This window comes from Pseudomonas sp. BNK-30, assembly GCF_047456185.1.
GTDB lineage: Bacteria > Pseudomonadota > Gammaproteobacteria > Pseudomonadales > Pseudomonadaceae > Aquipseudomonas > Aquipseudomonas putida_E.
The window spans coordinates 502,140-514,254 of sequence record NZ_CP179904.1; the positions used below are offsets into that span (position 1 = coordinate 502,140).

At 64.0% G+C, this 12,115-nt stretch carries 10 protein-coding genes; 9 read left to right on the forward strand and 1 reads right to left on the reverse strand.

Going from position 1 to position 12,115, the window contains the following annotated elements:
• Positions 1–29: 29 nt before the first annotated feature.
• Entirely contained in the window at positions 30–1,454 is a 1,425-nt protein-coding gene (locus tag ACMGGN_RS02330; RefSeq protein WP_414156439.1) for a gamma-aminobutyraldehyde dehydrogenase, read from the reverse strand.
• Positions 1,455–1,690: 236 nt separating this feature from the next.
• Between ACMGGN_RS02330 and ACMGGN_RS02335 the strand changes: the two genes are divergently transcribed.
• The 9 genes from ACMGGN_RS02335 to prfB all read left to right on the forward strand — a co-directional run bounded on the left by ACMGGN_RS02335 (position 1,691) and on the right by prfB (position 12,061).
• Complete coding sequence (locus ACMGGN_RS02335; RefSeq protein WP_115274009.1) at positions 1,691–2,377, forward strand: tellurite resistance TerB family protein; 687 nt, start codon at positions 1,691–1,693, stop codon at positions 2,375–2,377.
• Between the two features lie 189 nt (positions 2,378–2,566).
• Positions 2,567–4,129, forward strand: a complete 1,563-nt coding sequence (locus ACMGGN_RS02340; RefSeq protein WP_414156821.1) for a methyl-accepting chemotaxis protein — start codon at positions 2,567–2,569, stop codon at positions 4,127–4,129.
• Between the two features lie 5 nt (positions 4,130–4,134).
• Positions 4,135–4,641: a chemotaxis protein CheW gene (locus ACMGGN_RS02345; RefSeq protein WP_115274010.1), complete on the forward strand. Its 507-nt coding sequence runs from the start codon at positions 4,135–4,137 to the stop codon at positions 4,639–4,641.
• On the forward strand, positions 4,638–5,882 hold the full coding sequence (locus tag ACMGGN_RS02350) for a CheR family methyltransferase (protein WP_115274011.1): 1,245 nt from the start codon (positions 4,638–4,640) through the stop codon (positions 5,880–5,882). The genes ACMGGN_RS02345 and ACMGGN_RS02350 overlap by 4 nt, the downstream gene beginning before the upstream one ends.
• Positions 5,879–6,544, forward strand: coding sequence for a chemotaxis protein CheW (locus ACMGGN_RS02355; protein ID WP_119687685.1), 666 nt, complete (start codon positions 5,879–5,881; stop codon positions 6,542–6,544). Before ACMGGN_RS02350 ends, ACMGGN_RS02355 begins: the two co-directional genes overlap by 4 nt.
• The gene (locus tag ACMGGN_RS02360) at positions 6,541–8,808 is read left to right on the forward strand and encodes a hybrid sensor histidine kinase/response regulator (RefSeq protein ID WP_119687684.1); all 2,268 of its coding nucleotides are present in this window, start codon (positions 6,541–6,543) and stop codon (positions 8,806–8,808) included. The genes ACMGGN_RS02355 and ACMGGN_RS02360 overlap by 4 nt, the downstream gene beginning before the upstream one ends.
• Positions 8,805–9,818, forward strand: coding sequence for a chemotaxis response regulator protein-glutamate methylesterase (locus ACMGGN_RS02365; RefSeq protein WP_414156440.1), 1,014 nt, complete (start codon positions 8,805–8,807; stop codon positions 9,816–9,818). Before ACMGGN_RS02360 ends, ACMGGN_RS02365 begins: the two co-directional genes overlap by 4 nt.
• 51 nt (positions 9,819–9,869) lie before the next feature.
• Positions 9,870–10,874, forward strand: coding sequence for a Wsp signal transduction system regulator diguanylate cyclase WspR (wspR, locus tag ACMGGN_RS02370; protein ID WP_046784348.1), 1,005 nt, complete (start codon positions 9,870–9,872; stop codon positions 10,872–10,874).
• Positions 10,875–10,965: 91 nt separating this feature from the next.
• Positions 10,966–12,061 (forward strand): peptide chain release factor 2 gene (prfB, locus tag ACMGGN_RS02375; RefSeq protein ID WP_115274014.1). Its coding sequence is split into 2 segments (ribosomal slippage): positions 10,966–11,037 and positions 11,039–12,061, totalling 1,095 coding nucleotides; the frame shifts between segments, so codons are not numbered across the junction.
• Positions 12,062–12,115: the final 54 nt, after the last annotated feature.

Consider the following 12,115-nt stretch of genomic DNA (forward strand, 5'->3'; position numbering starts at 1 on the left):
CAGGAGAGGCCGGTAGCTTCACATCACGTTCAATGCTTGATCATCACGTGCCGCACGCAGGTGTAATCCTCCAACCCATACATCGACATGTCCTTCCCATACCCTGAATGCTTCTGCCCGCCATGGGGCATTTCGCTGACCAGCATGAAGTGGGTATTGACCCAGGTGCAGCCATACTGCAACCGTGCCGCCAGGCGGTGGGCGCGGCCTGTGTCGCGGGTCCACACCGACGAAGCCAGGCCGTACTCCGAGTCGTTGGCCCATTCCAGCGCCTGTGCTTCGTCGGTGAAGCGCGTTACCGACACCACCGGGCCAAACACTTCGTGGCGCACGATCTCGTCATCCTGCAGCGCATCGGCCAGCACCGTTGGCTCGAAGAAGAAGCCATCCCCCGGTAGTGCCTTGCCCCCGGTGACCAGGCGAATGTGCGGCTGGGCGATGGCGCGCCCGACCAGGCCGGCCACCTTGTCACGGTGCTGGGCGCTGATCAGCGGGCCGAGTTCGGTGTCTTCGGCATCCTGCAGGCCGGTTTTAAGGCTGGCCACGGCTTTGCCGAGGCGTTCGACGAAGCGTTCGTAGATGCCGGCCTGCACATACAGGCGGCAGGCCGCGGTGCAGTCCTGGCCTGCGTTGTAGAAACCGAAGGTGCGGATACCGTCGATGGCGGCATCGATGTCGGCATCGTCGAACACCAGCACAGGCGCCTTGCCGCCCAGTTCCATGTGCATGCGCTTAACGCTGCCCGCCGTGGCGCCGATGATGTGCGCGCCGGTAGGGATCGAGCCAGTCAGCGAGACCATACGCACCTTGGGGTGGGTAACCAGTGGGTTGCCGACCGTCTGGCCGCGGCCGAAGAGGATGTTGAGCACGCCGGCAGGCAGTACGTCCTTGGCCAGTTCGCCGAGGCGCAGGGCGGTCAGCGGGGTCAGCTCGGACGGTTTTATGACCACGGTATTGCCAGCGGCCAAGGCTGGGGCGATCTTCCACGCCAGCATCATCATTGGATAGTTCCAGGGTGCGATCGAGGCCACTACGCCCAGCGGGTCGCGGCGGATCATCGAGGTGTGCCCTGGCAGGTATTCACCGGCCGCCGAGCCACCGAGGCAACGGGCGGCGCCGGCAAAATAGCGCAGCACATCGGCGATGGCCGGTATTTCGTCGTTCAGGGCCGCAGCGAAGGGTTTGCCACAATTTTGCGACTCCAGCCTGGCCAGTTCATCGGCATGCGCCTCAATCGTGTCGGCCAGCGCCAGCAGGGCCAGCGAGCGCTCTTTAGGGCTGGTCTGCGACCAGCTGTCGAAGGCATGGTCGGCGCCACGCACCGCCGTATCGACCTGGGCCTCGGTGGCTTCGTTGATCTGTGCCAAGGCACTGCCTTCAGCGGGGTTGAGCACGGTCCAGGCCGGGCCATCGCCTGCGACCAGGCGACCGTTGATCAGCATGTTGGTTTGCATCGGGGGCTCCTGTTGTGTCTGCGGCCGGCGCCTGGGCGGCTGCGTTTGGGGGCGTGGTCGGGCAGTCATCCAGACCGCAGTGTTGCGATTGCTACCAGCCTGGGGTGCTTGTGACGATCTCGAGTCTAGTTGGCTTTTTGCCTGCCAATGCAACATCCGGAAGCAAATCCACGGGTGGCCCTTGGCCTTGCAAGCCTTACTCTGGACGTTACTTTCCGCTGCGTGGAGACATGCGAATGAATACTCGGGGTCTGCTCGATCAACTGCTCAAATCCGGCCAGGAACTGTTGAACAAACAGTCCGGCGCAGGCAAGCCGGCCACAGGCTCAGGAGGCTTGGGCAGCCTGCTTTCCGGCGCCGGGGGCGGGGCGCTTGGGGCTGGCGCCCTGGGCTTGCTGTTGGGCAGCAAGAAGGCGCGCAAGTACGGGGGCAAAGTGATCACCTACGGCGGCCTCGCCGCGCTCGGCGTGCTGGCCTACAAGGCCTATGGCAACTGGCAGGCCCGCCAGGGCGCAGGGCAGGGGACCGAACCGCAAACCCTCGATCGCCTGCCGCCGGCCCAGGTCGAGCAGCATAGCCAGGCGGTATTGCGGGCGTTGGTGGCGGCGGCCAAATCCGATGGCCACATCGACGAGCGCGAGCGCGCGCTGATCGAAGGCGAATTCACCCGCCTGGACAGCGACCGCGAACTGCAGCACTGGTTGCACGCCGAGCTGAACAAGCCACTGGACCCGGCCGAAGTCGCGCGCGCCGCACAAACGCCGGAAATGGCCGCCGAGATGTACCTGGCCAGCCTGATGATGGTCGATCAGGAGAACTTCATGGAGCGTGCATACCTGGACGAACTGGCCCGCCAGCTTCGCCTGGACCCGGCGTTGCGCCAGGAACTGGAGAGCCAGGCCCGACTTGCCGCAGGTCAATGACGGGTAAATGGCCTTACCATAAGGCAGGGATGCCTGGTTAACCCCGCATATTCAGCCGCATAAGCGTAGGAAGCCTGGGCTATACTTCGGCGATTTTTCCCGCTCGTTGTGAATTCCTGAGGGCTGAATGTGAAGAACTGGACCTTGCGCCAACGGATCCTGGCAAGTTTCGCCGTGATCATCGCCATCATGTTGCTGATGGTCGTAGCTGCTTACTCGCGGCTGGTGGCGATCGAAAGTGCCGAGGAGGCAGTAGGTACCGACAGCATTCCGGGGGTCTACTACAGTTCGATGATCCGCAGTGCCTGGGTCGACAGCTACGTCACCAGCCAGCAGCTGGTGGGGTTGTCCGACCACCGCGAGATCACGGCAGCCGACATGGAGCTGTTCAAAAGCTTCGACGAACGCCTCAAGCAACACCTGGCCAGCTACCAAGGCACCATTCACGACAAGGACGACCAGGCCCATTTCGACACCTTTCTCCAGATGGAGGCAAACTACACCCATGTCATCGGCCAGGTGATGGAAGCCTATCGACGGCAGGATTATGCCGAGGCAGAGCGGTTGATCAAGGACGTTCTGACACCGGTCTGGTCGCAGGGGCGCAGTCATCTCAACACGATGATCGAGTACAACCGCGAAGCCGCCGACGCCGCTAACCACGAGATTGTCGGTGCCGTGAGCACCGCCAAAGGCAGCATGATCGTTTCGCTGTTGTTGGCAATCGTCGCGGCGGGTATCTGCGGCCTGCTGCTGATGCGCGCCATCACCGCCCCCGTACAGCGCGTGGTGCATGCCCTCGACAAGCTGCGCTCGGGCGACTTGAGCATGCGCCTGAGCCTGGACCGCAAGGACGAGTTCGGCGCCATCGAAAGCGGCTTCAACGAGATGGCCGAGGCGCTGGCCAAGCTGGTGTCCCAGGCCCAGCGCTCTTCGGTACAGGTGACCACATCGGTCACTGAAATTGCGGCCACCTCCAAGCAACAGCAGGCCACCGCCACCGAAACCGCTGCGACCACCACCGAGATTGGTGCCACCTCGCGTGAGATTGCCGCGACCTCGCGCGACCTGGTGCGCACCATGACCGAAGTCACCAGTGCCGCCGACCAGGCTTCGAGCCTGGCAGGTTCCGGCCAGCAGGGCCTGGCGCGCATGGAGGACACCATGCACCAGGTCATGGGCGCAGCCGACCTGGTCAATGCCAAGCTGGCGATCCTCAACGAAAAGGCCAGCAACATCACGCAGATGGTGGTGACCATCGTCAAGGTCGCCGACCAGACCAACCTGCTGTCGCTCAATGCCGCCATCGAAGCGGAAAAGGCCGGTGAGTACGGGCGCGGCTTTGCCGTCGTGGCCACCGAGGTGCGGCGTCTGGCGGACCAGACGGCCGTGGCCACCTACGACATCGAGCAGATGGTTCGGGAAATCCAGTCGGCGGTATCGGCAGGGGTCATGGGCATGGACAAGTTTTCCGAAGAAGTGCGCCGTGGCATGTTCGAAGTGCAGCAGGTGGGCGAACAACTGAGCCAGATCATCCATCAGGTACAGGCGCTGGCGCCGCGGGTGTTGATGGTCAACGAAGGCATGCAGGCCCAGGCTACCGGCGCCGAGCAGATCAACCAGGCACTGGCCCAGCTCAGCGATGCCAGCACGCAGACGGTGGAATCGCTGCGCCAGGCCAGCTTCGCCATCGACGAGTTGAGCCAGGTGGCCGCGGGCTTGCGCGGTGGTGTATCGCGCTTCAAAGTCTGACCGCCATGACTGACCTGCACACGCATGCGGCAGCAGCGGCCAGCGCCAAGGGCAAGCTGTACCTGCTATTTCGTCTCAACGACCAACGTTTCGCCCTGGATGTGCGCCAGGTGGTCGAAGTGCTACCTCGCCTGCCACTCAAGCCGATCGCCCAGGCGCCGGCCTGGGTTGCCGGCATCGTTGCCCATCGTGGCGTGCTGGTGCCGGTGGTCGACCTGTCGGCCCTGAGCTTTGGTCAGCCTGCCACTGCGCGCACCAGCACACGGCTGGTGCTGGTGCGCTATCGCGGCGAGCATCAGTTGGGGCTGATCCTTGAACAGGCTACCGAGACCTTGCGCTGCCTCGCTGAGGAGTTTCAGCCGTATGGGCTGGACAACCCCGAAGCGCGTTACCTGGGCCCGGTTCGCCAGGACGCCAACGGCCTGCTACAGCGTATCGAGGTCGATGACTTGCTGTCTGATACTGTGCGCGAACTGCTGTTCCCACAACAGTCGGGGCAGGTGTCGGCATGAGCGAGCAACGGTTTTTCCGCTTTCTGCAAGAGCGCATCGGCCTGGATGTCGAATCGGTCGGCGCGCCCATGGTCGAGCGTGCCTTGCAGCAGCGCCGTGTCGCGGTCAACGCCCAAGACCTTCACGACTATTGGCTGTGCTTGCAGCAATCGGCAGATGAGCAACAGGCGCTTATCGAAGCGGTGATCGTCCCGGAAACCTGGTTCTTCCGCTACCGGGAGTCGTTTACCGCGCTGGTCGGGCTGGCCCACAAACGCCTGGCCGAACTTGCCGGCGAGCGGCCGCTACGCTTGCTGAGCCTGCCGTGCTCCACGGGTGAAGAACCTTATTCCCTGGCCATGGCACTGCTCGATTCAGGCATGAACCCGGCTGCGTTTCGCATCGACGGTATCGACATCAGCCCCAATTCGGTGGCCAAGGGCGTGCAGGCGGTCTACGGTCGCAACTCGTTCCGCGGCGTTGATCTGGCCTTTCGCGAGCGCCACTTCCACGCGCTCGCCGAAGGCCATGAGCTGAACGAGCGGGTGCGTGCACAGGTGAACCTGGCCGTGGGCAACGTGCTCGACCCGGCGCTGGGCAGCCGTGACGGTTATTACGACTTCGTGTTCTGCCGCAATTTGCTGATCTACTTCGACGTGGCGACCCAGCAGCGCGTGTTCGAGGTGCTCAAGCGCCTTACCCACGAGCATGGCGTACTGTTTATCGGGCCGGCCGAGGGCAGCCTTCTGGCAAGGCTGGGTATGCGGCCGCTGGGCATTGCCCAGTCGTTCGCCTACGTTCGCCAGCCGTTGGATGCGCCAGCACAGCCTCGGCTCATCCCGCCGGCGCCACTCGCACCGAGCCGCCCCGTGCCTGCCCCTGCGCCCATTTCGCGGCCCTTGCGCTCGGTTGCGGTTGCCCCGCCCACAGTGGTGCAGCGCGAGAGCGAAAGTGAGTTGCTGGCCCTCATCGCGAGGCAGGCCAACGCGGGTGAGGGCACGCAAGCGCGTGCCAATTGCCAGCGCTATCTGCAGCAGTTCGAGCCCAAGGCTCAGGTGTATTACTGGCTGGGACTGCTCAGCGATACCGAAGGCGATGCCCGGCAAGCCCAGACGCACTACCGCAAAGCCCTGTACCTGGAGCCGCAGCACCCTGAGGCGTTGCTGCACCTGGCCATGTTGCTGGCGGCCCAAGGCGACGAAGCCGGCGCTCGCCGCTTGCACGAACGCGCGGCACGCGCTGGCAGGGGGGCTGAACGATGAGCGTCGAACACGCAATTGCGCTGCTCGCCCAGGACGATGAGCGCATCGACGATTGCTGGAACCGGATCGGCGTGCACGGCGACAAGCAATGCCCGCTGCTGCAAAGGCATATCCATTGTCGCAACTGTGAAGTCTATGCTGCGGCCGCTACCCGTCTGCTGGACCGCTATGCACTGGCTCAGGACGATCAGTTGCACGAGGCGGCGCAGGTCGAGTCCAGCGTCGGGCGCTCGCTGCTGCTGTTTCGTCTGGGTGAGGAGTGGCTGGCCTTGGCGACCGCCTGCCTGGCCGAGATCGCCCCGGTGCAGCCGGTACATTCATTGCCGCATCAGCGTTCCAGGGTGCTGCAAGGGGTAGCCAATGTGCGTGGCGCACTGGTGCCGTGCCTGTTGCTGAGCGAAATGCTGGGGCTGGCGCGCTTGCCGGAGCCTGCGCGCAGCAGCCGGGCGATGCCGCGCATGTTGATTCTGGCGGCGGCAGGCGGGCCAGTGGTGCTGGCGGTGGACGAGATCGACGGTATTCATCGCCTGGAGTTCACACTACCGGGCGCCACTGAAGATACTGCACCGTTCACCGCCGCCGTACTGCAGTGGCGCGGGCGCAGCGTGCGTGTGCTGGACGAACAACAACTACTGTCTGCCGTGCAGCGGAGCCTGTCATGACCCCTGAGCAAATGCGCGACGCATCGTTGCTCGAGCTGTTCAGCCTGGAAGCCGAAGCTCAGACCCAGGTGCTCATCACAGGGCTGATGGCGCTGGAGCGCAACCCGACCCAGGCCGCTCAATTGGAAGCCTGCATGCGTGCTGCGCACTCTTTGAAGGGTGCTGCACGCATCGTGGGCATCGACGCCGGGGTCAGCGTGGCCCATGTGATGGAAGATTGCCTGGTAGCGGCCCAGGAAGGCCGGCTGCTGCTGCGCGCTGAACATATCGATGCCTTGCTGCGCGGTACCGACCTGCTGTTGCATGTCGCAACGCCCGGGGACCCTGCCGGTGAGGGCGCGGTACCCGGTTTTCTGGCCCAGATGGCTGGCTTGCTGGACCCTCCCGGTGCACCTGTGCCTTCCAGCGTGCCGGCCCAGACACCATTGCCCACGGTCGAGCTGGTTACCCCCGAGCTTGAGCCCGAAGCAGAGCCTCCCGTGCCGCGCAGGGCATCCAAGCGCGGCGCCCAAGGTGGCGAGCGGGTGTTGCGGGTAACTGCCGATCGGCTCAACAGCCTGCTCGACTTGTCGAGCAAGTCGCTGGTCGAGACCCAGCGCCTCAAACCCTATCTGGCCACCCTGCAGCGCCTCAAGCGCATGCACGGCCAAGGCATGCGCGCCCTCGATGGCCTGAAAGCCCAGTTGGAAGGCAGCGGCCAGAGCCTGCCGGTGTTGGAAGCACTGGCCCAGGCGCAACGGCTGCTGATGGAAACCCAGCACATCCTGCAACAGCAAACCGCCGACCTTGACGAATTCGGCTGGCAGGCCAGCCAGCGGGCGCAGTTGCTGTACGACACAGCCCTGGCCTGCCGCATGCGCCCGTTTGCCGATGTGCTTACCGGCCAGAGCCGTATGGTGCGAGACCTGGGCCGCTCGCTGGGCAAGCAGGTGCGTCTGCAGATAGACGGTGAAAAGACCCAGGTCGACCGCGATGTGCTGGAAAAGCTCGAAGCGCCGTTGACCCATCTGCTGCGCAATGCAGTCGACCATGGTATTGAATTGCCCGAGCAGCGGCTGTTGGCGGGCAAACCGGAAGAAGGTGCAATTCGCCTGCGAGCCTCCCATCAGGCCGGCCTGTTGATCCTTGAACTGAGCGATGACGGCGCCGGCATCGACCTGCAACGGCTGCAGCGCAGTATCGTTCAGCGCGGCTTGTCCCCGGCGGACACCGTGGCGCAGATGAGTGAGGCGGAGCTGCTGACCTTCCTGTTCCTGCCGGGCTTCAGCATGCGCGACAAAGTGACCGAAGTCTCCGGCCGCGGTGTTGGCCTGGACGCGGTGCAGCATCTGGTGCGGGACCTGCGCGGCTCGATCGAGCTGACCCAGCAGGCCGGCCAGGGCTGCCGCTTCCATCTGGAAGTGCCGTTGACCCTTTCGGTGGTACGCAGCCTTGTGGTGGAAGTCGGCGGGGAGGCTTATGCGTTCCCGCTGGCGCATATCGAGCGCACCTTGGAGGTGACGGCCGAGCAGATCGTGCAAATCGAGGGGCGTCAGCATTTTTGGCACGAGGGCCGGCATATCGGTCTGGTGGCGGCCAGCCAGTTGCTCAACCGGCCCGCCGCGCAAGGTGATGAAAGCGCTTTGCGGGTCGTGGTGATCCGCGAACGTGAACAGCTTTACGGTGTGGCCGTGGAGCGGCTGATCGGTGAGCGGGTGTTGGTCGTGATGCCGCTCGATGCACGGCTGGGCAAGGTCCAGGACATTTCCGCCGGGGCGCTGCTGGACGATGGTTCGGTGGTGTTGATCGTCGATGTCGAAGACTTGCTGCGCTCGGTCGAGAAACTGCTCAGCACCGGCCGCCTGGAGCGCATCGAGCGCGGCGTGCAGGCCGGCCGTGGCGCCAGCCGCAAGCGCATTCTGGTTGTCGACGACTCGCTCACCGTACGCGAGCTGCAACGCAAGCTGCTGAGCAACCGCGGTTTCGAGGTGGCCGTGGCAGTCGATGGCATGGACGGTTGGAATGCACTGCGTAGCGAGGATTTCGACCTGCTGATCACCGACATCGACATGCCGCGAATGGACGGTATCGAGCTGGTCACCTTGGTGCGCCGCGACCAGCGCCTGCAGTCGCTGCCCGTGATGGTGGTGTCGTACAAGGACCGCGAAGAAGATCGACGGCGAGGCCTGGACGCTGGCGCCGACTACTATTTGGCAAAAGCCAGCTTCCACGACGATGCGTTGCTCGACGCCGTGGTTGAACTGATCGGAGGTGCTCAAGGATGAAGATCGCCATCGTCAACGATATGCCCATGGCGGTAGAGGCGTTGCGCCGGGCCCTGGCCCTGGAGCCTGCGCATGAGGTGATCTGGGTGGCCAGCAATGGCGCCGAGGCCGTGCGCCAGTGTGCCCAGGCAACGCCCGACCTGATTCTCATGGACCTCATCATGCCGGTGATGGATGGTGTGGAGGCGACCCGGCGGATCATGGCCGAGACGCCGTGTGCCATCGTCATCGTCACCGTCGACCGCAAGCAGAACGTGCACCGCGTGTTCGAGGCCATGGGCCATGGGGCCCTGGATGTGGTCGACACCCCGGCGCTGGGCGCGGGTGATGCGCGGGAAGCGGCGGCGCCGTTGCTGCGCAAGATCCTCAACATCAGCTGGTTGATCGGCCAACAGCGGCCCAGCGCGACCAAACCGGTCGCCGCGCCGTTACGCTATGCCGCCCAGCGCCGCGGCCTGGTGGCGATCGGCTCATCGGCTGGCGGGCCTGCGGCCCTCGAGGTGCTGCTAAAGGGCTTGCCCAAAGCGTTCCCGGCATCCATCGTGCTGGTCCAGCATGTTGACCAGGTGTTCGCTGCCGGCATGGCAGAATGGCTTGGCAGTGCCTGCGGCATGCCGGTGCGCCTGGCCCGTGAAGGGGAGCCGCCGCAGCCTGGGCAGGTCCTGCTGGCGGGCACCAATCACCACATACGCCTGCTGAACAACGGCCAGTTGGCCTACACTGCCGAACCTGTCAACGAAATCTACCGGCCCTCGATCGATGTGTTCTTCGAAAGTGTGGCGCGCTATTGGCGCGGGCAGGCGGTGGGCGTGCTGCTCACCGGCATGGGCCGCGATGGTGCCCAAGGCCTGAAACTGATGCGCCAGCAAGGCTTCCTGACCATTGCTCAGGACCAGTCCAGCAGCGCAGTCTACGGTATGCCCAAAGCCGCCGCGGCAATCGATGCAGCGGTGGAAATCCGTCCGCTGGAGCGAATCGCCGGGCGCCTGATGGAAATCTTTGCACAATGACGATATGTATTGAATCACACCGCCCCTGCGGCCGTGATCAGGTGAATAGGGATGATTGATCTACCGATCGAAGGGTTTGCGACCGCCAATGAAAATTCGGCGATGGTCTTGCTGGTCGACGATCAGGCGATGATCGGCGAAGCGGTGCGTCGTGGCCTGGCCCATGAGGAAAACATCGATTTCCATTTCTGCGCCGACCCCCATCAGGCGGTGGCTCAGGCCATGCGCATCAAACCTACGGTGATCCTCCAGGACCTGATCATGCCGGGCCTCGACGGCCTGACCCTGGTGCGCGAATACCGTAACAATCCGGCTACCCGGGACATCCCGATCATCGTTCTGTCGACCAAGGAAGACCCTTTGGTCAAAAGTGCGGCCTTCGCTGCCGGGGCCAACGACTACCTGGTCAAGCTGCCGGATACCATCGAACTGGTGGCTCGCATCCGCTACCACTCCCGCTCGTACCTGACCCTGCTGCAGCGTGACGAGGCCTACCGGGCGCTGCGCGTGAGCCAGCAGCAACTGCTTGACACCAACCTGATGCTGCAGCGGCTGATGAACTCCGATGGCCTCACCGGTCTGTCCAACCGCCGCCATTTCGATGAGTACCTGGAACTGGAATGGCGCAGGGCCATGCGTGAGCAGCAGCAGTTGTCGCTGCTGATGATCGATGTCGACTACTTCAAGGTCTACAACGACAGCTTCGGCCACCTGGCAGGTGATGAAGCGCTGCGCCAGGTTGCAGAGGCCATCCGCGGCTCCTGCTCACGGCCTACCGACCTGCCGGCGCGCTACGGGGGCGAGGAGTTCGCGCTGGTATTGCCCAACACCTCCCCGGGCGGTGCGCGGCTGGTGGCGGAGAAGCTGCGCCAGACCGTACATGGTCTGAATATCCCGCATACGGCATCGCAAGACGATTCGCGCCTGACCGTGAGCATCGGCCTGGCGACCCAGACGCCGGCGATCGGCAGCCATTGTCGGCAATTGATCTCGGCAGCCGACAAGGGGTTGTACCAGGCCAAGAACAGCGGGCGTAACCAGGTCGGTATCGCCTGAGGTTCAAGCGGCTGCCCAACGGGCTGCCGCAGCTCCCTGGATCGGTTATACTCGCGGGCTTTTCACCGAATTCGTACGAGAGCCGCGCGCCATGGAAATCCAACCGATCCTGAACACCATCAAGGACCTCACCGAGCGTTCCCAGTCCATTCGGGGGTATCTTTGACTACGATCAAAAAGCTGACCGCCTGATCGAAGTCAACCGCGAGCTGGAAGACCCGGCCGTCTGGAACAAGCCCGAGTACGCCCAGGCCCTGGGCCGCGAACGTGCCATGCTGGCGCAGGTCGTCGAGACCCTGGACAAGATGTCCGGCGGCCTGGCCGACTGCCAGGATCTGCTCGACATGGCCGTCGAGGAAAATGACGAAAGCGCCGTGAGCGACGTCGTGACCGAGCTGCAAGGCCTGGAAGAAAAACTGGCCCAGCTTGAGTTCCGTCGCATGTTCAGCGGCGAGATGGACATGAACAACGCCTACCTGGATATCCAGGCCGGCTCTGGCGGTACCGAAGCGCAGGACTGGGCCAACATCCTGCTGCGCATGTACCTGCGCTGGGCCGACAAGCGCGGTTTCGACGCCACCATCATCGAGCTTTCCGAGGGCGAAGTCGCCGGCATCAAGGGCGCCACCGTGCACATCAAGGGCGAGTACGCCTTCGGCTGGCTGCGCACCGAAATCGGCGTGCACCGCCTGGTACGCAAGAGCCCGTTCGACTCCGGTGCCCGTCGCCACACCTCGTTCTCGGCGGTGTTCGTGTCGCCCGAGATCGACGACAAGGTCGAGATCGACATCAACCCGTCCGACCTGCGCATCGACACTTACCGTTCCTCCGGTGCCGGTGGTCAGCACGTGAACACCACCGATTCGGCGGTACGTATCACCCACGTGCCGACCAACACCGTGGTGGCGTGCCAGAACGAACGCTCCCAGCATGCCAACAAGGACACCGCCATGAAAATGCTGCGGGCCAAGTTGTACGAGCTGGAAATGCAAAAGCGCAACGCCGCGTCCCAGGCGCTGGAAGACAGCAAGTCGGACATCGGCTGGGGCCACCAGATCCGCTCCTACGTGCTGGATGACTCGCGTATCAAGGACCTGCGTACCGGCGTCGAGCGCAGCGACTGCAACAAGGTGCTGGATGGCGACATCGACCAGTATCTGGAAGCGAGCCTCAAGCAGGGGCTGTAAGCCGCACACCACCGCCGCGATGCCCGCACGCCGGCATCGCGTGCCCTGCCCGAA